This window comes from Metabacillus sp. 113a (assembly GCF_050107635.1).
Taxonomy (GTDB): domain Bacteria; phylum Bacillota; class Bacilli; order Bacillales; family Bacillaceae; genus Metabacillus_B.
In genome coordinates this window covers 1-22,548 of the sequence record NZ_JBNILJ010000016.1, presented here as the reverse complement: position 1 = coordinate 22,548, position 22,548 = coordinate 1, and the positions used below count along the sequence as shown (strand labels likewise).

Annotated in this window: 24 protein-coding genes and 1 pseudogene; 7 read left to right on the top strand and 18 right to left on the bottom strand. The window is 43.2% G+C overall.

What is annotated here, in order from left to right; genetic code table 11:
* Nucleotides 1-38 precede the first annotated feature (38 nt).
* Nucleotides 39-813, bottom strand: a pseudogene (locus ACQCVE_RS16940) (phosphotransferase).
* Nucleotides 814-1,111: 298 nt separating this feature from the next.
* On the opposite strand from ACQCVE_RS16940, the gene ACQCVE_RS16935 reads away from it, so the two are divergent.
* Nucleotides 1,112-1,537 carry a hypothetical protein gene (locus tag ACQCVE_RS16935; RefSeq protein WP_426844645.1) on the top strand — a complete coding sequence of 142 codons (426 nt, stop codon included), beginning with the start codon at nt 1,112-1,114 and terminating at the stop codon, nt 1,535-1,537.
* Between the two features lie 98 nt (nt 1,538-1,635).
* Nucleotides 1,636-1,767: a HAMP domain-containing protein gene (locus ACQCVE_RS16930; protein ID WP_426844646.1), complete on the top strand. Its 132-nt coding sequence runs from the start codon at nt 1,636-1,638 to the stop codon at nt 1,765-1,767.
* A 672-nt stretch (nt 1,768-2,439) separates the two neighbouring features.
* Here ACQCVE_RS16930 and ACQCVE_RS16925 read toward each other — a convergent pair.
* Both ACQCVE_RS16925 and ACQCVE_RS16920 read right to left on the bottom strand, forming a co-directional pair.
* A complete protein-coding gene (locus tag ACQCVE_RS16925) occupies nt 2,440-3,390 on the bottom strand; it encodes an SDR family oxidoreductase (protein ID WP_426863465.1) in 951 nt (316 codons plus the stop codon).
* Between the two features lie 394 nt (nt 3,391-3,784).
* Complete coding sequence (locus ACQCVE_RS16920; RefSeq protein ID WP_426844648.1) at nt 3,785-4,273, bottom strand: TetR/AcrR family transcriptional regulator; 489 nt, start codon at nt 4,271-4,273, stop codon at nt 3,785-3,787.
* Between the two features lie 309 nt (nt 4,274-4,582).
* On the opposite strand from ACQCVE_RS16920, the gene ACQCVE_RS16915 reads away from it, so the two are divergent.
* Both ACQCVE_RS16915 and ACQCVE_RS16910 read left to right on the top strand, forming a co-directional pair.
* Complete coding sequence (locus ACQCVE_RS16915; RefSeq protein WP_426844649.1) at nt 4,583-5,047, top strand: DUF1456 family protein; 465 nt, start codon at nt 4,583-4,585, stop codon at nt 5,045-5,047.
* Nucleotides 5,048-5,055: 8 nt separating this feature from the next.
* Nucleotides 5,056-5,763 carry a M48 family metallopeptidase gene (locus ACQCVE_RS16910; RefSeq protein ID WP_426863464.1) on the top strand — a complete coding sequence of 236 codons (708 nt, stop codon included), beginning with the start codon at nt 5,056-5,058 and terminating at the stop codon, nt 5,761-5,763.
* Nucleotides 5,764-6,083: 320 nt separating this feature from the next.
* Here the strand turns inward: ACQCVE_RS16910 and ACQCVE_RS16905 are convergent, their stop codons facing one another.
* The 7 genes from ACQCVE_RS16905 to ACQCVE_RS16875 all read right to left on the bottom strand — a co-directional run bounded on the left by ACQCVE_RS16905 (nt 6,084) and on the right by ACQCVE_RS16875 (nt 12,520).
* The gene (locus tag ACQCVE_RS16905; RefSeq protein WP_426863463.1) at nt 6,084-6,458 is read right to left on the bottom strand and encodes a hypothetical protein; all 375 of its coding nucleotides are present in this window, start codon (nt 6,456-6,458) and stop codon (nt 6,084-6,086) included.
* A gap of 159 nt (nt 6,459-6,617) precedes the next feature.
* On the bottom strand, nt 6,618-7,325 hold the full coding sequence (gene rluF / locus ACQCVE_RS16900) for a 23S rRNA pseudouridine(2604) synthase RluF (RefSeq protein ID WP_426844652.1): 708 nt from the start codon (nt 7,323-7,325) through the stop codon (nt 6,618-6,620).
* A 71-nt stretch (nt 7,326-7,396) separates the two neighbouring features.
* Nucleotides 7,397-8,137, bottom strand: a complete 741-nt coding sequence (gene map / locus ACQCVE_RS16895) for a type I methionyl aminopeptidase (RefSeq protein WP_426863462.1) — start codon at nt 8,135-8,137, stop codon at nt 7,397-7,399.
* Nucleotides 8,138-8,390: 253 nt separating this feature from the next.
* Complete coding sequence (locus ACQCVE_RS16890) at nt 8,391-9,299, bottom strand: Gfo/Idh/MocA family protein (RefSeq protein ID WP_426863461.1); 909 nt, start codon at nt 9,297-9,299, stop codon at nt 8,391-8,393.
* A gap of 109 nt (nt 9,300-9,408) precedes the next feature.
* Complete coding sequence (locus tag ACQCVE_RS16885; RefSeq protein WP_426863460.1) at nt 9,409-10,377, bottom strand: tRNA dihydrouridine synthase; 969 nt, start codon at nt 10,375-10,377, stop codon at nt 9,409-9,411.
* Nucleotides 10,378-10,868: 491 nt separating this feature from the next.
* The gene (locus tag ACQCVE_RS16880) at nt 10,869-11,654 is read right to left on the bottom strand and encodes an ABC transporter ATP-binding protein (RefSeq protein ID WP_426863459.1); all 786 of its coding nucleotides are present in this window, start codon (nt 11,652-11,654) and stop codon (nt 10,869-10,871) included.
* Nucleotides 11,651-12,520, bottom strand: a complete 870-nt coding sequence (locus ACQCVE_RS16875; RefSeq protein ID WP_426863458.1) for a FecCD family ABC transporter permease — start codon at nt 12,518-12,520, stop codon at nt 11,651-11,653. Before ACQCVE_RS16875 ends, ACQCVE_RS16880 begins: the two co-directional genes overlap by 4 nt.
* On the opposite strand from ACQCVE_RS16875, the gene ACQCVE_RS16870 reads away from it, so the two are divergent.
* Nucleotides 12,418-12,903 (top strand): DinB family protein, encoded by a 486-nt coding sequence (locus ACQCVE_RS16870; protein ID WP_426863457.1) that lies wholly within the window; start codon nt 12,418-12,420, stop codon nt 12,901-12,903. The two genes, ACQCVE_RS16875 and ACQCVE_RS16870, sit on opposite strands and share 103 nt — an antisense overlap.
* Nucleotides 12,904-13,146: 243 nt before the next feature.
* Here the strand turns inward: ACQCVE_RS16870 and ACQCVE_RS16865 are convergent, their stop codons facing one another.
* From ACQCVE_RS16865 to ACQCVE_RS16850, 4 genes are all read right to left on the bottom strand, one after another.
* Nucleotides 13,147-13,317, bottom strand: a complete 171-nt coding sequence (locus tag ACQCVE_RS16865; protein WP_426863456.1) for a hypothetical protein — start codon at nt 13,315-13,317, stop codon at nt 13,147-13,149.
* Nucleotides 13,318-13,653: 336 nt separating this feature from the next.
* Nucleotides 13,654-15,345 carry a DUF262 domain-containing protein gene (locus ACQCVE_RS16860; protein WP_426863455.1) on the bottom strand — a complete coding sequence of 564 codons (1,692 nt, stop codon included), beginning with the start codon at nt 15,343-15,345 and terminating at the stop codon, nt 13,654-13,656.
* Nucleotides 15,346-15,620: 275 nt separating this feature from the next.
* Nucleotides 15,621-17,030, bottom strand: a complete 1,410-nt coding sequence (rlmD, locus tag ACQCVE_RS16855) for a 23S rRNA (uracil(1939)-C(5))-methyltransferase RlmD (RefSeq protein WP_426863454.1) — start codon at nt 17,028-17,030, stop codon at nt 15,621-15,623.
* A 1-nt stretch (nt 17,031) separates the two neighbouring features.
* On the bottom strand, nt 17,032-17,916 hold the full coding sequence (locus ACQCVE_RS16850; RefSeq protein ID WP_426863453.1) for a DNA-3-methyladenine glycosylase family protein: 885 nt from the start codon (nt 17,914-17,916) through the stop codon (nt 17,032-17,034).
* A 332-nt stretch (nt 17,917-18,248) separates the two neighbouring features.
* Between ACQCVE_RS16850 and ACQCVE_RS16845 the strand changes: the two genes are divergently transcribed.
* Entirely contained in the window at nt 18,249-18,620 is a 372-nt protein-coding gene (locus ACQCVE_RS16845) for a VOC family protein (RefSeq protein ID WP_426863452.1), read from the top strand.
* A gap of 679 nt (nt 18,621-19,299) precedes the next feature.
* On the opposite strand, the gene ACQCVE_RS16840 is transcribed toward ACQCVE_RS16845, so the two are convergent.
* The 3 genes from ACQCVE_RS16840 to ACQCVE_RS16830 form a co-directional block, all read right to left on the bottom strand.
* Nucleotides 19,300-19,464: a hypothetical protein gene (locus tag ACQCVE_RS16840; protein WP_426844665.1), complete on the bottom strand. Its 165-nt coding sequence runs from the start codon at nt 19,462-19,464 to the stop codon at nt 19,300-19,302.
* 18 nt (nt 19,465-19,482) lie between these two features.
* On the bottom strand, nt 19,483-19,965 hold the full coding sequence (locus ACQCVE_RS16835) for a hypothetical protein (protein ID WP_426863451.1): 483 nt from the start codon (nt 19,963-19,965) through the stop codon (nt 19,483-19,485).
* Nucleotides 19,966-20,312: 347 nt separating this feature from the next.
* Complete coding sequence (locus tag ACQCVE_RS16830; protein ID WP_426863450.1) at nt 20,313-20,642, bottom strand: hypothetical protein; 330 nt, start codon at nt 20,640-20,642, stop codon at nt 20,313-20,315.
* Between the two features lie 120 nt (nt 20,643-20,762).
* Between ACQCVE_RS16830 and ACQCVE_RS16825 the strand changes: the two genes are divergently transcribed.
* Nucleotides 20,763-21,305 (top strand): GNAT family N-acetyltransferase, encoded by a 543-nt coding sequence (locus ACQCVE_RS16825; protein ID WP_426863449.1) that lies wholly within the window; start codon nt 20,763-20,765, stop codon nt 21,303-21,305.
* 31 nt (nt 21,306-21,336) lie between these two features.
* Here ACQCVE_RS16825 and ACQCVE_RS16820 read toward each other — a convergent pair whose 3' ends face one another.
* Entirely contained in the window at nt 21,337-22,197 is an 861-nt protein-coding gene (locus ACQCVE_RS16820; RefSeq protein WP_426863448.1) for a PPK2 family polyphosphate kinase, read from the bottom strand.
* Nucleotides 22,198-22,548 lie beyond the last annotated feature (351 nt).

Here is a 22,548-nt window from a genome sequence, read left to right as displayed (position 1 = left end):
AATTCCTGCTCCTGCTTTCAAACCCACTCTCTCCCATGTTAGCGGATAAAGCGCAGGTCCTCTTGATAGTGATCATAATGTCCTTCATCGATCATTTTTTAAAAGGCTTTATCGCCCTCTTTTGCCTTCCTTTGCAACGTTTTGCATAATCCTTCCACCCGCAGCAGCACCATCTCCAGAAAGCCACTTTTCATTCCTTGGATCCCATAAGAATTAAAGAACAAATTTACTCTTTGCCTTATCCGGACGGCATCTTTTGTTCGATCGTAATAGCTGCTTCACCTGATTCCTTATAATAGAGCCTGCTCAGCGCCACACAGGTGTACAGCGTATAAGCGATATCCCAAAGCCTTGGGCCCGGAGCAGCCATGTCAAAATCAATGATGCCTGCGGGCACTTCTTCATTGAAGATCAGGTTGTAAATCGCAAAATCATTGTGGCAAATCACTTCCAGCAGCTTTGGGGTGTTATCAATCGGCTTACAGCCCGAATCAAGGGGCAAATCACTTACCGCATCATGATAGGTGCGGAGCATTCCCGCAATTTTTTTAGCGCCTCATCCGACCGCATGTATGTCTTCAATGGATAATTTCCTGCTTCTCCTTCTATAAAAGACAGAATCTCTCTATCTTTCCCGTCAATGCCAAGAAATCTTGGCACACCTTCCACATCCTTCATTTCAAGATGCTTGAGTAAAGCATGAATCTGATCACGATCCGGCTTTCGCCCGCGCCGGACCGTATCTCCCACCCTACAAACGCTCGACACATTTCCTCCTGTAAGGCTTTCCTCTTGATCATACTGACTTGACATCAAAATTCCCCTTATATGTGCGTTTGATACAAGCGAAAAACAAATTCTTACAGATTCCTGCATCCTTATTTTTCATATTACAGAAATTCCATAGCCTGAATTCATTATTCTATCAATCTCCCTTTAACCATCCTGCATTCCGGCGGCCTTTAAGGATGCAGCATGTCCCCGGCAGCTTTCGTAAAGAAATTCATAATCAGTTCATAATTCTCTAGTAGTTTTAACTCATCACATAATTGGAGGGATAAAACATGAGTGTAAAAAAGAAGAAAATGAAATCAGATTGGGTGGAGAAAAAATGAGAAATTCAAAATGGTTTTTTATCAGTTTAATTGGATTGTCCGTAACGGTCATAATTCTATCTGCACTTCCTTTCTTCATGAAACCCGATGCTGCAGGTCCCGCTTCAATACCGAAAGGCTTACCTCTAATCGGAGAGATGACTGGGGCGGCATTACCCCAAAATATTAATATCGCTGAAGTAAAGCGGTTCATGGAAGAAGTTAATAAAAACGGAGGGCTGACTCCGGAGCTTGAACAGCAGGCAAAAGAAAGAGGAATACCTGAGCCAATGCTCCAGAGGCTGGGGTCCGCACCACCACCCAAAGGGTGGAATTATGCAACAGCAAGCGCTATGATAATCGCAGCAATTGTCATCGCAGTTAGTTCATTCCGGCTTTATCAGCTGAGAAAACAAAAGCGGGACAGGAAAAACGTGTACTAGGCGGCTGAATCATGGCAAACTCCTGACGCCCATCATCTTAGGCTCTCTTCTTAATTTTCCAGCTGTAACAATGTAAGCCGATTCAGGTTGCCAATGGAATGTTCGACGTCCACATCCATCATAAAGGAAAAGATGAGAACGGAGAACTCGTAAAGAATTTCAACATAATGGTTCAGGAGCTCAAAGTGAATGAATACCTCCATGAAGGGTATGTGGGTCTTCTCGCCTAAGATGATAAAAAGCAGGCTATTCTTTTTACATGAGTTTTGTAAAAAGAATAGCCTGCTCCCCCTTAAAACCTCCCATCCCCCCAAAAATTACTCACCACATGCTGCTTCGGATTATACGGCATCAGCGTGTATTCCCTGCCCTTCAAATAATTAATAATTTGAGGCAGTGGCTTAAAGGGTCATCAAACGTGATGTAGGCAGCTTTTCGGGTTTTGGCGGCTGGCTTTTCCGCCTGTGGGCCGGCTTTGCCTTCATGGCCAGCGTTTTTACTGATTGCAGGAACATGATGAACAGCTTCAAGATTTGCTTTAATGACAGAATGGAAGGTATATAGATGTGAACGTTGAACGTTCTGTTATTCATCTGCGGTGGCACGGCTTACTGAAGTGGAGAGCAGGACTGACAGCCAAAAGAAGCATACGAGGATCCGGACAAGTTTCATGCTTTTCCTTTTTTCAAAGCTATCATTAAACTAAAAAATATAAAAAAAGCCTTTTAGACTTTATCAATTTAGCCGCTATATTACAATCCTGACTTCTTAGATTAGAAGGGTGCGATTTTCTTCTAGCTATAGGCGGACCTTCTGTACAGTCAATTGTCCATACAGAGGGTCCGGCTTCCTAAACAGAAAATTTCCAGATGGGATACATGCAGGTAAAGAGCCCTGTGCAGTTATTCTTTACGCATTAATATTGCTAACGTTTCTTCAAGTCCTTTTTTGAAAGCGGTTTTTGGAATGGGACCGATTCGTTTTTCATATTTTTCGCCGCTCAAAATAAATCCTTCTTTAGTGAGGTACATAATTTCAACAATTTCTCTCATAAATAGATCGAATAAGCCAATAAAACGAATGGCACTTTTAGTCAATGGAATGATTGGCTTTTGACTTCCTGTTATTTGACGGGCTATGTGGATAATTTCTTTTCCCGAAATCAATCCTGCACCTGGTACATTCCAGTTCTCGCCATAAGAGTCTTCTCTTTCCGCTATGTTTACAATCATTTTAGCCGCATCGGGCAAGTAAACGTATTCCCGGGGTGTTTTCAGATTTCCAATAAAAATAGAAGGTTTATTGGCTGCTATTCCTTCTAAAGTGGGTTGCAGATAAGAGTTTTGCGATGTAGGACCATAATAATCCGGTAACCGGACGATTAATGCTTTAGCTCTTTTCCATTCAGGACTAAATATCAGTTGCTCGAATTCCACTCTAGTCTTACCTTTTTTTGTATGTGGATAATGTGGATGACTTTCATCTCCTTTTGCAACTTGACGCCCATATACATAAATTCCATCAACTATAACAATCTTCTTGCCTAGACTATCTGCTGCTTTCATCACACTCTCACCAAGTAGCAGAAGTTTATCCTTCATCTCTTGATACTTCACATTTGCGCATTGAAAAATGATTTCCGCCTCTTTTGCCGCTTCTATAATCGTCTGATGATCAAATATATCCCCCAGTTTATATGTTAAGTTGGGATTATGATCATGTTCCTCCATTAAAGCATTCAATTTACGTTGAGAACGTCCGAAAGCAATCACTTCTATTCCTCTGTTCAATAATTCCGAAACAATGACCTGACCTGACCCGCCGGTTGCACCTAATACTATAGCTTTATTCATTTATAACACCTCATTTATTTAGTGATTAATCAATAACTAAAATTTATAAAAAAATAATTGTCATTGTCCTATATTACATACGAAACATGATGCTCAAGTCCCCATGCCTGATCCAACTTAATCCCATAATGTGAATAAAACAATTACAACGGCGATCATACCTAATACAATGGACAATGAGAAAATAGAATCCTCCTTACTTTTATTCATCTGCAACAGCCCCCTTTAAAGCAATTAGTCATATAAATTAGTCGAGCCAACTTAACGCACAAACAGCAATTACCGCGATTGAAGCATAGTCAATTGTAGCTAATCTCATCATTTCACCTCCTTGCACTTGTTAGTAATCAATTAATAAATTATATTTTAAAAATAAATAATCAAACTTGATTATTCACTTTTTTCCATCAATCAGCTCAGGGGTGTCGATGAAGTAAGCTATATTACATAATATTCCTCTCGCTAAAAAGGTAGTCACTTCATTCTCTGCGTTCTTTATCCCTGCTGCTTTAAACCGCTCTAAAGTGTAGCTCTGGATACTCGACAACCCTTTTTGAGTTGCACTTCGCACATCGTTTTCTGTTACGGATATGCCTATCACCTGCAAGGCAATTTCATTGGGATATAATTCAGAAAGTTCTTCATATGCAGCGATCATTTTTGAAACGAGTTGATCCGGACCAGCATCCAAATTTTTAAAAGTTTGAAGAATTCTTTCGAACGCTCGCTCCAAAGCTGCAATGAACAACTGTTCCTTTGTTTTAAAAAATCGAAAAACATAAGGCTGTGATATGCCAGCTTTTTCTGCAATATGTGCGGTAGTTGTATTATAATAACCTTTTTTTGCAAACACTTCTAATCCAGCTTCAAGAATTTCATCCATACGATTTTCTTTAGTAGACCTAGCTATGACAAACACCTACTTGTAGTTATTTATTGATCAATTACATTATAAATAAACTAATATTTAAAATCAAGTGTGGAAAATACCTGTGGACCGTTTTTTACGGAAGAATACTTCGACGTTTATCATTGGGGGTAACAGTCGTTTCATCTATAGCTGTGAGGCGCTAACTATCCAGCAGATTTAGCTAAGGTGGCAGCAGGCTGAAGAGGGGCAGGACGCGGCTGTATAAATGGTTACCAACGTGTTATTCTAAAAGAACGAAAAATGCGTAACCAGGAGATGACTATGGATAATAATGACCGGTTAATACGGCTGAGATATGCACTTGATTTGAGGAATTCAGAGATGGAAGAGATTTTTAAATATGGCGGCGTGAACGTTTCCAGAGAAGAGGTCGGCATGCTGCTGACAAAAGAGGATGAGGAAAACCACCTCAGCTGCAGTCCTCTCCTATATGAGTCCTTTTTGAATGGGCTCATTGTATTTAGAAGAGGAAAGCAGGAGGAGCAGCCGGTTCAGCCTGCCATCTCCCACGGACATCCAAACAACGTTTTACTTAAAAAAGTGAAAATCGCTTTATCTCTTACAACCGAGGAAATGCTGGACGTTTTGGAGCTTGCCGGAGTGACCGTCACAAAGGGAGAGCTCGGTGCTTTGCTTAGAAAAGAAGGCCAGAAAAACTATAAGGAATGCGGAGACAGATATGCCCGCAATTTTCTAAAAGGACTGGCAATCAAGTATCGGGGATAGTGAAAAAAATGATTCATAAGTATTCAGGGGAGACCATCAGCTTCGACGTTCAATATAAGAAGCGTTCGGCCATCGGTATCTATGTAGATGTTTACGGAAACATAGAGGTCCACGCTCCAAAAGGGACACTGGACGCTGCAGTGCTGTATGTCATCGAGGAAAATTGGGAGCTCATTCAGCAAAAAGTGAAAGAAAACAAGGAACGGCTGCTCGGGCCTCAGGTCAAGCAGTATGAACAGGGAGAAACCTTTCTTTATCTGGGAAAGGCCTGCCCCTTGAACGTTCACCACGATCCTCAGGCCAAGCAGGATTCTGTCCGCATGAAAGGAAACGAACTGCACGTTGTGGTAGCGCAGCTTGAAGAGGAAAAAATCAAACAGGCGCTAAAGCGGTTCTATTACCGGCAATGCAAGGCACTGGTGGAAAAAAGAATCTCCGTCCATCAAAAGCATTTTAAAACAAAACCGCGCTCCATCCGCATCACAGACAGCAAAACAACGTGGGGAACATGCGACTCCGGACTCCGGCTAACCTTTAACTGGCGCCTCGCCATGGCCCCGCCGCGAGTGATCGACTACGTGGTCGTGCACGAAATGTGCCACATGGTCCACCTCAACCACGACCGCTCCTTCTGGCGGCTTGTTGGAAAAATGGTTCCGGATTATAAGGAAGATGAGGGGTGGCTTGCGCGGTCGAGCTGGAAGATGACGGTATAACAACTGGAAAATCCATTAGGAGTTTAACAGGTTCACTTAATCGGCATTGAAGCGGGCTTCAGGAACCATACGGATTATTTATTCAGGCTGATTTCAAATGCCGTATTTAATCAAAAATAGACAAGAAAGAGCCCCGGATACCGGTGCTCTTTTTTCAGTACATATCATTAAGTACACTGGAATTTCCTTAAAACACGTTTCGACTTTATCCGGTTATTAAGGAGTTCGGGGACTTGCAGAGTGAGAATAAATTTTCATTTGATCCTTAAAGTGGTCATTTATGTCTAAAGAATAATAGAAAGAATTAGTCCAAAAATTGATTAATTTTCAAAAGTGGTGTTTTTAGTCTTCCATTTTTCCATTGCAATAAAAACCCAGAAACTATATATTCCTAAAGTGATGATTGTAAAGAACCACCATTTAAACCAATTTCCAAAAAGTCCTACTGCTGAGCCTGTAAATTTTAGTCTTTTACCATTGATTACAGTGTGACGTGCTTTCCAGCCAAGAATCATCGTGATTGACCAAGGATAGCAAATACCCAATGTACATACTGTTACTAGTAAGCCCAATAAAGTCCAACCAATGAATTGAAACAATCCCCCATCAAAATAAGAACGTGCTTCTGTGTCTGTAAATGAATGATTTTGATTAATGATGGCGTTATGATCGGCTAATGCTGCATTATTTTCCATTACTTTTAACCCACTCCTTTATACCCTATATTACACTATTAATAGGGACTAATTCCACCATATTCCACTTAAAGTTTTGTTCTTCTTTAATTTATTATTTGAAACATACACTCCATATCTACATATAAAAAAGGATGGGCCCCGGCCCATCCTTTCTGTTTACCACTCATTCGGATAATAATCCAACTCACTGAACAGCTGATTCTTTTCCTTCTTGGACAGATCTCTCCATTGCCCTGGTGGAAGGTTTCCGAGGTGGATGTTCATGATGCGGACCCGCTGCAGCCTGAACACCTCATAGCCAAGCTCTTCGCACATGCGGCGGATCTGGCGGTTGAGTCCCTGCTTCAGGATGATTTTGAAGTCGAATTTTGAAAGCTGCTCCACTTCACATGGGAGGGTTTTCGTTCCAAGGATTTTGACGCCGCTCCCCATCTTTTCAACAAACTCCGGTGTGATTGGCTTATCCACGGAAACGATGTATTCCTTCTCATGCTCGTTTTCGGCACGCAGGATTTCGTTGACGATATCACCGTCATTCGTGAGAAGAATCAAGCCTTCGGATTCCTTGTCCAGGCGTCCGATGTTATAAATTCTCAAAGGATGATTGACGAGATCGACAATGTTTCCTTTGACATTTTTTTCGGTGGTGCTCGTGATGCCAACCGGTTTATTCAATGCGATGTACACATTGTTCCGGGACACTTGAATCTGATCGCCGCTCACCCGGACATCATCCCCAGGTTTCACCTGATCCCCGATCTTCGCTTTCTTGCCGTTGATCATGACCCGGCCTTCTTCGATCAGCCGGTCCGCCCCGCGCCGGGACGCCTTCCCGGACTCACTTATAAATTTATTAATACGCATGTTCATCACAGCCTTACGTTGGAATGGTATGTCTAAGCATACCGCACAATTTGATCCGTTTTCAAGGTCTCCTACTGGGTTAAAATAACCGGACCGTTTTTTGTCAGAATGATTGTATGTTCAATCTGAGCAACAAAGCTCTTTTCCGTGGCAAAGGTCCAGCCGTCATCCAGTTGGAACACTTCTTCCTCTGAGGTGGAGATAAACGGTTCAAAGGCGATGACCATTCCTTCTTTTAAAATCTCATCATCCCACGGGTCATTGTAATTTAAAATATGGTCAGGAGCTTCGTGGATCGTGCGTCCGATTCCGTGTCCGGTAAGGTTTTTAATAACGGTGAACCCATGCTCTCTCGCTGTTTCGAAGACCGCTTTTCCGATCCTGCTTTTTTTGGAACCAGGCTTTGCCTTTTCAAGGCCCGCTTCGAATGCCTTTTTCGCCACGTCACATATTCTCGTTAAAACTTCTTCGCCTTTTCCCACGACAAACGAGATTCCCGTATCCGCGAAATAACCGTTCTTGGAAGCAGATACGTCGATATTGACGATGTCTCCTTCCTGGATGACCCGGTTACCCGGAATCCCGTGCGCCACTTCTTCATTCACACTGATGCACGTAAACCCCGGGAAATCATATTCGCCTTTTGGTGCTGAAATGGCCCCTGCTTTTTCAAAGCGCTCTCCTGCCAGATCATCAAGCTCTTTCGTCGTGATGCCGGGAACCGTTTTTTGGACCAGTTCGTCCCGAATGGACGCGATAATTTTGCCAATTTCCTTTAAACCGTTAAAATCTTCTTCTGTTTTCGCAATCATGTTTTCTCCCTCTTTTTCTTTTTAATAACGCTCTTATGAACTTAGTTGTTGATTTGCGCTGCCGGCATTCGCTTATCCTTGGGCGGTGAGCCTCCTCGCCGCTGCGCGAATGCGGGGTCTCACCTGTCCCGCTGCTCTCAGCACGGAGTCTCACGCCTTCCGCTCCAATCAACAGGTGTTAAAATCAATGTCATCCTCTAAAAAAGCTTATTATAAAAGTAATTATTCCATTGTTTCACCGAAAATACCCCGCTCATGCTTCAGGATCAATCTGGCGGACAATCTCCTCGCAAATTTCATGGGTAATGAGGGAGTCCTGGATGGATGGATCCGGTGTGCGGCTTTCTCTTACACATTCTATGAAATGATCCATGATTTGATAAAACCCGCGCTTCAGCAGGGTCGGTTCCCAGTCTCCGAATTTCGTGACACTGTTCTCTTCATTATGGTAGTGAGTCGTTTCAACCAGACTATTCACCACATATTTATGGGTGCCTGCTGAGTATTCGATGATTTCCTCCGTCACCCCGCCGTTCCGGTTCATGATCCCGATGGCCGTGCATCCGTCCCCATTCAGCTGGACGACGATATGATCCAGCAGCTCTCCATTTTTCAAAAACTGCGTTTTGACATCCGTCACTTCTGTATCCATCAGGAACCGGAGCGTATCCACCACATGAATAAAATCCTCGACAACAAACCTCCGGACATGATCCGGTGCAGCAAACCGGTTTTTCTGCATCAGAATCAGGCTCGCCTTCCCGTGTTCTCTCAACTCCTGAACCCGCGGTATAAAACGCCTGTTAAAGCCGGTCATCGCTACTTTCCCGCTGCTTTCAGAAAGCTCCGAGATTCTCTTCGTCTCCCTGTAATTCAAAGAAACAGGCTTATCTATGTAAACGCTGATCCCGTTTTCCAGCAGCTTTTCAGCAATCTCCGCATGCGCTTCTGTCGCTGTACTGATGACCGCAGCATCCATCTTTTTCGTCACCAGCTCGTCCACTGTCTGAACCATTTCATCCAGCCGGTACTTTTGCGCCAGCTGCTTTAATGTATCCGGATTTCGCGTACAGAGGACAAGCTCGATATCCTCCCTTTCAGACAGCACGGGCAGGTACGCTTTTTTGGCAATGTCACCGAGTCCGATAATCCCGAGTCTCATGTGCGTTCCTCCTTTGGTGGTGTGGTAGGGTAAGTATAGCACGTGTGTTTCCTTGCTCTCCAATATAAAAACCCCCGGGATTCATTGTCCCAAGGGTAAACGTGCTAGTTTAAGCAGTACCTTCCTGTTTAAACCCATCCAGCAAAGCCCGCACTTCATCTGTCGACTTCGTGTTCATCAGCCGGCTCCGCAGTTCAGCAGCTCCAGGGAAGCCTTTGACGTAAATTTTGAAAAAGCGGTGAAGGCCCGTTACGGAGCGCGGCACGGTCTCGGCGTATTGATCCTGAAGATCGAGCTGCAATCTCAGCAGATCCAGGTACTCCTCACTGGTGTGTTCCCGCGGCTCTTTTTCAAAGGCAAACGGGTTTTTAAAGATCCCCCGTCCGATCATCACGCCATCAATGCCATACTTCTCAGCAAGCTCTAATCCTTTTTGACGGTCAGGAATGTCTCCATTGATCGTAAGCAGCGTATCCGGAGCGATCTCGTCACGCAGTGCTTTGATCTCAGGAATGAGCTCCCAGTGAGCATCCACCTGGCTCATTTCGTCTCTTGTCCGCAGATGGACGGACAGGTTCGCGATATCCTGCTTCAGAATATGCGCGAGCCACTCCTTCCACTCATCAATTTCCTTAAAACCAAGCCTTGTTTTCACACTGACAGGCAGTCCGCCGGCCTTCGCAGCCTGAATCAGCTCTGCTGCCGTATCGGGACGGAGGATCAAGCCGCTGCCCTTCCCTCTTTGTGCCACATTCGGAACCGGACAGCCCATATTAATGTCGATGCCCTTAAAGCCCATCTCAGCCATGCCGATGCTCATCTGGCGGAAATAATCAGGACGGTCTCCCCAAATATGCGCCACCATGGGCTGCTCATCCTCCGTGAACGTCAAACGCCCGCGCACACTTTCGATGCCATCCGGATGACAATAGCTATCCGAATTCGTAAACTCCGTGAAAAACACATCCGGCCGCCCCGCCGCACTCACCACATGACGAAACACCACATCCGTCACATCCTCCATCGGAGCCAGCACAAAAAACGGCCGCGGCAATTCACGCCAAAAATTAGTACTCATTTGTTCTTCCATTCCTCTCTATATGGGTGGATCATAAAGTTCAATTGATAGGAACAAACAATTTTTTGCTCCTTTACACTTATATCATGGTTTGGGGGTGGTTATCAATTATAGCAGATAAGTCATATGGATAAATTCCAATGTAAATACCTGCCGCCATATCCAATCCAAAAAATGAATAGCCGAAAAAAGTTTTTTAACGGCTACCACATTTTTTATAGTTCAAATTAAATTATCGGCTTCTTATTCCATGCATCAAGTTTGTAAGGTAGTTTTAAAAGTAACTGACCCCCATCCTGTTTTCAAAGTCCATAACTACGTCAATTATGCACAGTTAAATGAGGCTCATCCATTGAAAGATTCGCAATCAGAAAAGATTCAGTTTTATTCAAGCAGGAAAGAATCCCAAATCTTTCTGCGGTATAAAGCTTCCCAGTCTTCCACCTATTCCTTCGATAGAAAAAACCTCTGATTTTCAGAGGTTTTGTGTGTTATTTTTCCAGAAGATGAAAATTGCTGATAGAAATTGATTTACGATCAGATGAAAAATTTATTTCAGCATGAACTTTAAAAACATCACGCAGCATCTTCTTTGTTATCACATTCTCTGGAATTCCACTATCATAAAGTTTTCCTGATTGAAGCACAACCAATTGATCTGAAATCATGGCTGCTTGATTAATATCATGGAGGACTAGAATGATCGTAATGCCATGAGCCATATTTAATTGTTTAATCAGTTCAATTATCTCAAGCTGGTGGTGGATGTCTAAATAAGACGTAGGCTCATCCAGTAATAATACAGCAGGCTTTTGAGCTAGTGCCATTGCAATCCATGCCCTCTGACGCTCCCCTCCAGACAGCCGATCTACTGCTCTCTCAGCTAAATCTTCTAAATGAGTCAGGTTGATCGCTTGCTCCACAATTGCCTGATCTTCTTGATTTAGCCTTTCAAATTTCCTTTTGTGAGGGAAACGTCCATATTCCACTAACTGTCTTACCGTAATCTCGGGGTTATTCGCATGGACTTGCATTAAGAAAGCAAGCTCTCTGGCAAAGGCTTTCCTGCTCCATTTATTGATTTCACTATTCTTAAAATAAATCTCTCCAGCAGTCGTCTGAATTTGCTTTCCAAGTGCTTTTAAAAGCGTGCTTTTGCCGCAGCCGTTCGGTCCAAGAATACTGTGAATTTTTCCTGATTCAAACTGAAGAGATAAACTTGAAATGACTTCGTTTTCATCATATCCAATATGCACATTCTTTGCCTCAATAGTCATATCGTTCTCTTCTTTCGTAACAGATATAGGAAAAATGGAGCCCCTATAACCCCCATAATAATACCGACAGGAAGCTCGATTGGTGCAAAGGCAACACGGCCAATGGTGTCAGATAAGCATAGAACGCTTACACCCAGCAAGGCTGAAGCCGGAAGCAATATCCGATAATCATTCCCGACGAGAAGCCTTGCAGCATGTGGGACAATTAATCCAACAAAACCCAAAAGACCAACGATACTCACTGCACTGGCAGCAAGCAGGGCGCTAATAGCAATAAACCACAAACGATAGCCTTCCGTGTTTAGTCCAAGAGACTTTGATTCAGCATCACCAAGCAATAGTACATTCATCCGCTGCGCGCTTAGCAATGCCAGTGCTAAGCCAATCAGACTATAAGGAACGATGATTTCGACATGGCCCCAGCTTTTGGCTGACAGGTTTCCAACCATAAAAGAAACAGCCCCCTGAATCCGATCACTATAGAATGTATACAGGGCTGAAACGCCTGAGTTTAAAAAAGCAGAGGCCGCAACGCCGGCAAGGATAATCCTCATTGGAGAGACTCCCTTGTCCCATGCGAGCAGATAGATGAGCAGGGCCGAGGCCAGCGCTCCGACAAATGCAACAGGAATGAGCAAATACGAATAAGCCGGGAAAACCAGGAGCATGGTGATACCAAATAAACCTGCACCAGAGGAAACACCGATAATATGAGGATCAGCCATAGGATTCCGCATAACCCCTTGCAGCAAGGCACCCGATAGTGCCAGGTTTATACCCGCAAAGACGGCGACAAGCGTGCGGGGCCTTATATTCCAAATCCTTGGAGCAGTCCCTTGATGGAGTAACCCCCGCTGAGGCCTCATGGACAAGTTCTGGAACCAGCAATTCAATCTGGCAGATCGTCAACCATTTGGTTTTTTGGAATGAAGACGTCATCCATCGAATCAAAGGCACTGAAAATCCTCATAAACCAAAGGATAATGAAGAAACCTTCGCAAATCCAGGGAATCCGGAAGACGAAAATGGCTGGAACCTAACCGTAAAGCGCCTAAACGAAGTTATGAATGAATTAAAAGCCGTGATCGCGGAACTAAATGATGAAAAGCTAAAAGAACCGTATGCAGCAGACAGGTACTCCATTGAGCGTTTACTAAGCAATGCCATAATGCACGCTGTGTATCATATTGGGCAAATTGTTCTGCTTCGGAAGCTGCAATCCTCTTGGGGTGGGGTGGATTGGTCCTAAGCACAGCAACTCCATATTTTGAAAGATGATTTTCAAGCAAGTAAATAAAGGGACGGTTCTGATGCTTCTGAAGCAGCAGAACCGTCCCCGTGTTTTTTGTGGATACTACTCAGACAACGGTAAGCTGAAAATTTTAATACACCGGAGATTGGTAGACGGATCTTTAGAGAATACCTCGATGGAAAAGGAATGGATTCAATTGCAAAAACTTTGACAGCTGAAAGAACTGCATTTGTTGTTATCTCATCCAATCTGATTCTCAAACAGTGAATTGCGATTATTAAACTTCATAATCCAGTAAAACAGAAAACCATTAAGCAGCAGGACAGCAGCCGAGATCATCAGCATGAGCTCTATTCCAAGCAGGAAAAGTCCGCTTAGCTGCCCGATGAGCATTCCTATGACGGGAAGCACAATGATTCCACCGATATTTTGTGCCTCGGTAATTCTCTCCAATCGCAATTGCGCTAATCATTATTTTTTTAAAAGCGTGGTTTATTGAAAAATAAACCGATAACAAAGAATGCAAGTCAAAGTATCAAACCCCAAAAATGCTTATCTAAGAATGCAAATAGGCCAACACTTAATACTGCAAGCAAAAACATAATTTTCATCATTTTTATTACCCTGACTGTTTAGAAAATCAACCACAATCTTGGAAGCAGTTATGACAGCTCGCTATTAAACTTGATGATTCCTTTAATCTAGGATGCCTATCAGAAATAGATTACCTATCGTTAAAGCAATCTCTTACCCCAGTAATTCACGTATCCTTTCTGCGAGTAATGATTTTCTGGCCTCATATAATTTTTCAAAGTCTTCTATTTCTAATGAAAGATCTTGTGGAATCATAGCCTGTTCAATAAATTCCGCCTTTTGTTCATCATTCATATCATTGTAATAATCAACGAGTCGCATAGCGTTTTTGCTGCCGTTGCTTCTGCCTTCCAGAAGATGTAGATTGGGCAGCCGATTACGCACGCCACGCCATTTTCTCCACTCTTCCATAGATACAGATACTGGCTTACTTTCGCTAAATCTATTATCTGGGTGAAGATGATCTTGTTCATATTTAAAGCTTTTGTTTGTCCAGGAAAGATTTAAATAATACAGTACTTCACCAGCAACTCTGCTTCCTTTTTCCGAATTGAGTACATCCTCAATTTTACCATCTGTAACTCTCAGGTCATTCATCTGATCGAGCATTTCAATTGTTATATCATAATCAAAACTAATGATATTGCTCTTCATCTGCTGAAGTTTACCCGTAGTACCGGATTGGAAATATGTAAAGAATATCGCCCTCAATAAATATGCCTGAATACCTTTGATGTTTTTGACGTAATCAGAACTATAATATATGTAATAGATAATCGGCAGCAGTACGTTCCAGCTGCTTGAGAAACGGCTTACATCAATTTTCATTTCCTTTAGCAGACTTTCTAGATTTGTAAGTGCCTGCTTAAATCCATTCCAATCGTTTTTCAATTCCTCTGCAATCTTTTTGTTAATATTGGACTTGACTACATCACCATACAACATTAAAGCTGAACGAATAATAAAGTCCGTTCCAAAGCCAGCATATGAGTCAACGAGTATTTTGCCAAATTCTGTTTTTGCACTTGGCCAGTATGCCTCTAGAATTGACATTGTTATTTCGGATTTACGAAGTGCTTTGCCACCACTATTAAACCTTACAAACATCTCAAGAGCATCATCTTGTTTCATTTCCTTAATTTCTGTGTATCTAACTAGCTTTTCGACAAAAATTTTATTATACAACTTTGTTAAAATGCTCCGTGCATAGTCCTTACTATCTCCCGGAACATTAACGATCGCTTCTTCAATTGCTGTTTCTCTTGTAGCATCATTCTGAAATTTATCATCAAGGATATTTTTTATTTCAAACTGGGTTGGACTTAATCTTCCTATTTTTTCACTAAATTTAATATCATATTTTTTGCTGTTGTACTCTTCCTCATCGACAGTTATCTTATTTTTATTCAGTTCTATAAGAAGTTTAGTAACAATCTTATCACCGGACTTCTTTCTGGAATTTTTGGGACGTATGTATGCATGCCCCAACAATGACAAATACATTGATGTCAGCCTTTGCTGTCCATCTAACACTGCAATATTTGTATTCTTAACATTTATACTCGTCAGCTCGTAATTAACAGTGTCAGCCTGCTTTCTGCTATCAAATGTGACCTCTGATAAAAAACTGCAAAAATAGGTGTCCCAAGACACATTGGAGTCATCTACATGCCAAAATAGAAATGTTGCAATTGGATAATCCAATAAAATTGAATCCCACAGTTTTTCAATTTGCTCCGTACCCCAAACAAATTGTCTTTGGAACGCAGGCATTACATATCTTCCATCTTTAATATTTTGTAAAGCCTCATATATTGATATGCTGTTATCTATCAATCTGCTCATTTAATACTCCTCATCAGTTACAAATTTGTCTATTGGTCTTATTAAGTCTAGTTATATAATCCTGATATTATTATACCATTTTTCTACCAATATTTATCTATCAATTATTTAGAAACGGTTACACTTCTTTTTATCGCTATAACATCGGAGAAAGGCTCTCAAAAAATTAACACAACAGCTACGATACTTAATAATTCTAAACTGAATGGCAGTGATAAAATAACCTGCAAGTTAGTAAATTCATTATAAATATAAAAAAGCAACCACCACTAGGGTTAGTTGCCTTTCCTTAGTGTCATCTGCACTACACACTCCACATGCGCAGTCTGCGGAAACATATCCACCGGCTGCATATACTCTACTCTGTATTCTTTAGCCAAGTACTCCAAATCCTTCGCAAGTGTAGACGGATTGCAGCTCACATATATAAATTTCTTCGGTTTTACCTTTTTAATCGTATCCAGCAATGTCCGGTCACAGCCGGTTCTTGGCGGATCGACGACAACCACGTCTGGTTTCCAGCCTTCTTTGGTCCACTTCGGGAGCCAGTGTTCGGCGGTTCCGGTGACGTAGGTGGCGTTGATGTTGTGGTTTTTGGCGTTTTGGTTGGCGTCCTGGATGGAGGCTTCGATGACGTCCATGCCTCGGATTTCTTTGGCGCCGTCGGCGAGCCAGAGGCCGATTGTTCCGACTCCGCAGTAGGCGTCGGCGATTTTTTCTTTGCCGGTCAGGGCGGCTGCGTTTTTGACTTCGTTGTAGAGCTTGTTTGTCTGCTCCGGGTTCAGCTGGAAGAACGCTCTTGGCGACAGCCCGAAGGAGAGCTCACCGAGTTTTTCGTCAATCGTGTCTTTCCCTTTCAGCTTGACGGACTTGTCCCCGAAGATCATTGAGTTTTTGCCCGGGTTAATGTTTTGCACGATTGATTTGACGTCCGGGTGGCGCTTCATGATCTCATCCGCAATCAGGTCTTTCCTCGGGAAGGCCTCTTTTTCTGTGACGATGACGACCTGCACCTCGCCTGTCTCGATGCCGGCACGGGTAACAATGTTTTTCACGAGCCCTTGGCGCTTCCGTTCATCATATGGCTCGATCTTGAAGTCCTGCAGAATCTGCTTGACGCCCTGAGTGGCGCGGTCGGTGGCCGGTGTCTGCACCATGCAGTGGTCGATGGCGACGAGCTGGTGGGTGTTCAAGCCGTACAGTCCTGTGACAACCTTGCCGTTCTGTTTGCCGACCTGAAGCTGGCTCTTGTTCCGGTATTCCCACGGGTTGTCCATGCCGATTGTCGGATGGATCTCAAGCTTGGACAAATCAAATTTCGTATGGCGCTCGAGTGCCTGGATCAGGATATCGCGCTTTTCCTTCAGCTGCTGCTGGTAGTCAAGATGCTGCAGCTGGCAGCCTCCGCATTTGCCGAAATACGGGCACGGCGCTTTGACCCGGTGCGGGGATGCCTTCCGGATTTTCTTGATTTCCGCTTCTGCGAACTTCGCATGAAGCTTCGTTACTCTCGCGACGACCTCTTCGCCGGGAAGGGCGCCGTATACGAAGACGACCTGCTTTTTGAAATAGCCGACTCCTTCTCCGTTGATGCCGAGGCGTTTTATCGTAAGTGGAAAGGTCTGTCCCATTTCCATCGTGATGCCGGACTGCTGTTTTGGTTGATGTGTACGCTTGTTGTTCATGCTAACGCTCCGTTCTTTTTTCGATGCTGCGCCACAGGTAAAGGGACGCATAGCTTAAATAAGGCTCCCACTCCCTGCTGAAAGCGAGCATTTCTTCCTTGGTTGGCTTCGCATCCATCTGAAAATGCTGCTTCAGTGCATTCTGGATGCCGATATCAGCGAGTGGGAACAGATTCGGGCGGCCGAGGCCGAACAGCAGGATGTTCTGCACGGTCCACGGCCCGATCCCTTTTATTTTAATGAGCTGTTCATAAATTTCGTCGTCAGTTTGGTTGTGCATGTTCTCGAGATCAATTTCGCCGTTTGCGACGAGCGCGGATATAGAGGTGATATACTCCGCTTTGCGTCCGCTGAACTGCAGCTCACGGAGCTCCGTCACCGGGATGGCGGCAGCTTTTTCCGGATGGGGGTAAAACCAGACCCCGTCCACCTCTTCTCCGTATGTCTGCACGAACCGCTTCGTCAGCGTCATCGCGAAAGCCATGTTGAGCTGCTGATGGATGATGCATTTAATGAGGCTTCCGTACAGGCTGAAATCCAGAACGAGCGGCGTGCCCTCGTGCTCGGCGAATATTTCAGCGATCGTGGACGGCTTAAAATGCTCCGCCACTGCATAGAGCTGTAAGTCCCATTGGAAGATCCGGCGAACCTCTGCCATCGCTTCCTCTTTGACCGCCTCGGTCCTGCCGGTCACGGTAAAAGCAGGCTCCTGCTTTGTCCCCGTTGCCTGAACGGTAACCACATGCGGCTCAAAGCCGTTCAGCCGCAGCGGAACCTTCACATACCGCTCAGCCAAATCCAGCACATTCATCGAATCAATCGAAAGCCGCTCCAGCACCCGGTCAAAATCATAAGGCGCCGCCACCTGAACCTGTTCCTGCCACATCTTAAACCCCTCTTTTCGCACGTGAAATGGTGATTGTATTATAGCATAGTTGGGAGGGTGGCTAAAAACTCTGGCGCCAGCTTGCCGAGCTTTCCCTAAAAATCGATAGTCAGTGACTATTGGAGATATATCAGGGTTTTCGAGGATATAGGAGATCCTGCGGGACGGGGTGCCCCGTTATCTTATTAAATCATCCTCCGCATCATTTCAAACACTTTCCCCCTTAAAGGCTTTAACTTTTCACCAAATCGAGAAATTCTGTCCAAGTTAATGAAGTTTGATCAAAATCATTTTATACTGGATATAGAACGTTAATTGAGGAGGAAACAGGGATGAAATTTGGCTCATTTTCAGTAAGCTTAAGCGTGAAGGATATTCAAAAGTCCAAAGAGTTCTATGAAAAGCTAGGCTTTGATTCAATGGGCGGGAACATTGAACATAATTGGCTGATCATGAAAAACGAAGATACCGTTATCGGACTGTTTCAAGGAATGTTTGAAGAGAACATTCTCACATTCAATCCTGGCTGGGATCAGAAGGCTGAGAACCTTGAATCATTTACGGATGTACGCGACCTCCAGCACGAGCTGAAATCAAAGGGAATCTCCTTGCTTTCGGAAGCCGATGCGGACTCTGAAGGTCCTGCCAGTTTCACCCTCAAAGATCCGGATGGTAACATCATTCTTGTGGATCAGCATAGATAAATACCGAATGAAGAGCTGATGACCAAGGGGGGCTGTCGGGTCCTCCCAAAAAAATTTCGAGCGATGAACATAGAAGAACATTTCCGGTATTTCTATAAATAGCCTCTCCAAGGACCCGCTCCTTTTAAGCTTTACGAACTGCGCTGCAGGGTTAAATCACAATACGCTCTATCACAATTTTGCCCTCATCAGCTAAGAAAAATCTATGAAGAAAGTAATTCATCAAATGAAAACCTCAAGTACCTGCCTGCAAGGGTTCACGAACCCTATGAGACCCCCTGCAGGAGGTATGCTACTCTAGGGAGGGTTTCATTTATGAAAAATTGATCACGTTCGTATTACCGTCACCAAAGAAAGCCGTTAACCGGAAGCTGGGAATTCTGAAACAGGTTTGGGGATTGGATGAAAGCGCCGCTATGCTTCACCCCTACCTGAAACACCCCGGGAAATTATCTAAGACCCATTTAAATTGTTCCTGCGAGATGTGTAAATATGAGAACCATTACAGGATTCCGAAACCAGCTGTCAAGTCAAAGACAGATGCAATGCAACAGGAGCTAAACGACTCCTTTTTATAAAAATATGTAAGACCCTTCTCTCATACAGGAAGGGTCTATCCTTATTGGCAAAAACAAAAAACTCCTTCGCGGTCGCGGGAGCTTATCTGACAAGCCTTTATCTAATTGGACGCTAAAGATTTTTCAAACCCGCACTTTGTATCTCCGCTGAAAAATTCATCACTGGGAAGTAAAATCACTCCTGCTATTATCTGATTAGATAGTTTATCTTCATCTGGATCATATGCTGCATCCGAGAGAGCACTATATGACTTATCAGTAATCATGATAATTTCATCTCCTGTTTATTCTACTTTAGATAGTTTGAGAGCATCCGCGGTCATTTCTCGATAATTTTCTGTATTGAAAGAAATTTGAACTGTTCGTTTTTTAGGTTTTTCCCCTCCATAGTGTCCTCGAACAAACAGAAGGCCACCACCCATCTTAGAGGAAAATTCGTATTCATCAATAATGAATTTTTTACCATCCATTTCTTTTGCAAATTCAACCGCTATAGGGGCAGCATACTCTTTAATTTTCTCCTGGTTTTTCTTCTCCTCTTCACTTTTCCCACATCCTGCAGCTACCACAATAAACACCACCGTTGTTATAATTAAAAAAATAGCTTTTTCACTATCAGTACCTCCCTTTTTCTTCTTGGAAAATTTTACTTCTTTAAAACTAGTAGATAATGTGTGTTTATAACAAGAGAAAAAGGAACTATTAATCACTACCCTGTAAATTATTGTAATAAACCATTTATTTGGATGCTGTTGATTCTTTTCCACTCTTGGTATTCTCCTCTTATTTTGGGACAAACTTTTTAGTCTTACTGTCATCTCGATAGGCTTGTTTCAGATAAATAACTATATAAATAATCTGATCCCTACTATTCTCCATTTAATTTTCTGACTCGTTCATACCTCTAGCTTCCATATCCTGAATGTTCTCTGGGTTATAGACTACTTGTACAGAACGAGAGTTAGGTTCTTCACCTTCATAATGACCGTCTACAAAAATTGTACCACCGCCAACTTTAGATGAGAATTCATAGCAGTTAATAATGAATTCCTTATCATCTTTATCCTTAGCAAGTTCAACTGCAGGCTGTTATATGATAGATCTCTTCCCCCTCCTAATCTAGCTTCGACTTTTTCATAGCATCTGCTGTCATTTCTTTATAATTTTCAGGATTATAGGATATTTGCACAGTTCTCTGGTTTGGTTTTTCACCTTCAAAGTGTCCACGAACAAATAAAACCCCGCCTCCAATTTGTGATGAAAATTCAAATCCATCAATAATAAATTCTTTATGATAGAATTTCATTGCATAATCAACTGCAATTGGTGCAGCATGATCCTTAATTTTTTCCTGCTCTTCCTTCTCTTCCGCACTCGTACCACAGCCCGCAGCTGTCATTGCAATCACCCCCAATATTAAAATGAACATGTACGCTTTTCTCATCATTCAGACCTCCGGCTTGTTTTTTTGTACGTGTATATAAGGGTGTTCAGGAAAAAATATCCACCCGTTCTTATTTTAAGGTAGAATAATAGATGACTAAATAACCGGCTAGGAGAAAAAATGATGACTATTTTTTCAATAGACCTGGGAGAAATTCTTCTTCGTGAATTCACTGTTGAGGATGCGGACGAGATTTACCGTATTTCCAACGAGCCCGAGGTTTCCGCTTTTCTTCCAGATTGGAAATCTACGAGGGAACAGCGGCGAGATTGGGTGACGAATTATGAAATTCCGGCAAACAAGGAGTTTTTGGGTGCGGCTGAACTGGCAGACCGGCATCTTAAGCTTGGGATCATCCATAAAGAAAGCGGACGTTTGATCGGCTGGTCCTGTACGGGCATTAAAGAAGAGCTGCCTGCTCCAAACCGGGAAATTATGTATGCGGTTTCTGCTGGTTTTACAGGACGCGGCTATGCGACGCTTGCTGTAGAAGGACTGAGCCGCTACCTTTTTGAAGAAAAACATGCGGATATCCTGAATGCGATTGCACGGGAGGATAATCCTGCGTCCAACCGGGTGATTAGGAAAAGCGGTTTTCTTTTTCTGCGGAAGGTTTTCTTGGATGGGGAGACGTTCAATCATTATGTTCTGAAGAGAACGTAAAACGGAGGAACGAATTTCGTTCCCCCTCTTTTTATTCGTTTTCCAGCTTTTCAATATATTCATTGAGCTTCTTCCGGTTTTCATCTGAAATCTCCGGAAATTGCGGGTCGATTTTTTCCAGGCATTCGATCATGGTTTTGGTAATGATATAACGGGAGTGCCATTCATCATCTGCCGGAAGGATATACCACGGGGCATATTCTGTAGATGTTTCATTCAGCATGTCTTCAAAGATATTCTGGTAGCTGTCCCAATGCTCTCGTTCTTCCACATCGCTGAAGGAAAACTCCCAGTTCTTTTTCGGGTTTTTCATTCGCTCCAGCAGTCTGTTTTTCTGCTCTTCTTTTGACATGTTAAAGAAGAATTTAACGACTTCAAATCCGTTTTCCACAAGGTACCGCTCAAAGTCATTGATTTGCCGGTAGCGCATGGACCAGATTTCTTCCTCGTCCTTATCTTCCGGAACGGTTCCTTCCTCCAGCAGATCGTGGACTCTTGGGGCAATGACATCTTCGTAATGCGACCGGTTCAGAATACCGATCTGTCCTCTTTCCGGAAGGCCTTCACGAATTCTCCATAAGTAATCATGGTTAAGCTCAGTTTCTGATGGCTTCTGAAACGAAGTCGTCTTCAGGCCCTGGGCATTCAAGTTGGAAAAAATGTAGCTGATCGCCTCATCCTTTCCGGCTGCGTCCATCGCCTGCAAAACAACGACAATCCCTTTTTTCCCTTCCGCATGAAGGCGCCAGTGTAAATCCTTCAGCTTATTCACACTCTCAGGAATGAGCTGAGTCCGCAGCTCCTCTTCGCTGTATCCATGGTCCTCCGCAGTGGCATAGTGAGGCAATCTGATTTTTTTATCGCCTTGGATTTGATATCGGTTAACGTTCATTGGCCCCTCCTGCTCGTTCGTACTTATCTTCTCATTTTTACCCATGTCCCGGGGAGCGCAAACTACATGGGGTGAGCGTAATCCTTGTCGAATCCTGTTGAAAAGTCGATATATTGGATTTTCGGCCGATATATTTAAATCTTGACCGATATCCTATGATTTCGGCCGATTTATTGCAATCTTGACCGATATTCTGTGATTCCGGTCGATATATTTAAATCTTGGGTAAAGTCCATATAATTGTGTAAATAGAAAAAGGGTCATATCACCCTCATGTTACAATGTTTTCGACCAAGAAAAAATGTAATGGAGGATGAATATGACCCAGATTAATCTTACCCTAAATGTGGA

Coding starts and splice junctions, on each gene's coding strand:
- ACQCVE_RS16935 (WP_426844645.1), top strand. CDS start 1,112: ATGAGAAATTCAAAATGGTTTTTTATCAGTTTAATTGGATTGTCCGTA.
- ACQCVE_RS16930 (WP_426844646.1), top strand. CDS start 1,636: ATGTTCGACGTCCACATCCATCATAAAGGAAAAGATGAGAACGGAGAA.
- ACQCVE_RS16925 (WP_426863465.1), bottom strand. CDS start 3,390: ATGAATAAAGCTATAGTATTAGGTGCAACCGGCGGGTCAGGTCAGGTC.
- ACQCVE_RS16920 (WP_426844648.1), bottom strand. CDS start 4,273: ATGGATGAAATTCTTGAAGCTGGATTAGAAGTGTTTGCAAAAAAAGGT.
- ACQCVE_RS16915 (WP_426844649.1), top strand. CDS start 4,583: ATGGATAATAATGACCGGTTAATACGGCTGAGATATGCACTTGATTTG.
- ACQCVE_RS16910 (WP_426863464.1), top strand. CDS start 5,056: ATGATTCATAAGTATTCAGGGGAGACCATCAGCTTCGACGTTCAATAT.
- ACQCVE_RS16905 (WP_426863463.1), bottom strand. CDS start 6,458: ATGGAAAATAATGCAGCATTAGCCGATCATAACGCCATCATTAATCAA.
- rluF (WP_426844652.1), bottom strand. CDS start 7,325: ATGCGTATTAATAAATTTATAAGTGAGTCCGGGAAGGCGTCCCGGCGC.
- map (WP_426863462.1), bottom strand. CDS start 8,137: ATGATTGCGAAAACAGAAGAAGATTTTAACGGTTTAAAGGAAATTGGC.
- ACQCVE_RS16890 (WP_426863461.1), bottom strand. CDS start 9,299: ATGAGACTCGGGATTATCGGACTCGGTGACATTGCCAAAAAAGCGTAC.
- ACQCVE_RS16885 (WP_426863460.1), bottom strand. CDS start 10,377: ATGAGTACTAATTTTTGGCGTGAATTGCCGCGGCCGTTTTTTGTGCTG.
- ACQCVE_RS16880 (WP_426863459.1), bottom strand. CDS start 11,654: ATGACTATTGAGGCAAAGAATGTGCATATTGGATATGATGAAAACGAA.
- ACQCVE_RS16875 (WP_426863458.1), bottom strand. CDS start 12,520: ATGAGGCCTCAGCGGGGGTTACTCCATCAAGGGACTGCTCCAAGGATT.
- ACQCVE_RS16860 (WP_426863455.1), bottom strand. CDS start 15,345: ATGAGCAGATTGATAGATAACAGCATATCAATATATGAGGCTTTACAA.
- rlmD (WP_426863454.1), bottom strand. CDS start 17,030: ATGAACAACAAGCGTACACATCAACCAAAACAGCAGTCCGGCATCACG.
- ACQCVE_RS16850 (WP_426863453.1), bottom strand. CDS start 17,916: ATGTGGCAGGAACAGGTTCAGGTGGCGGCGCCTTATGATTTTGACCGG.
- ACQCVE_RS16845 (WP_426863452.1), top strand. CDS start 18,249: ATGAAATTTGGCTCATTTTCAGTAAGCTTAAGCGTGAAGGATATTCAA.
- ACQCVE_RS16840 (WP_426844665.1), bottom strand. CDS start 19,464: ATGATTACTGATAAGTCATATAGTGCTCTCTCGGATGCAGCATATGAT.
- ACQCVE_RS16830 (WP_426863450.1), bottom strand. CDS start 20,642: ATGAGAAAAGCGTACATGTTCATTTTAATATTGGGGGTGATTGCAATG.
- ACQCVE_RS16825 (WP_426863449.1), top strand. CDS start 20,763: ATGATGACTATTTTTTCAATAGACCTGGGAGAAATTCTTCTTCGTGAA.
- ACQCVE_RS16820 (WP_426863448.1), bottom strand. CDS start 22,197: ATGAACGTTAACCGATATCAAATCCAAGGCGATAAAAAAATCAGATTG.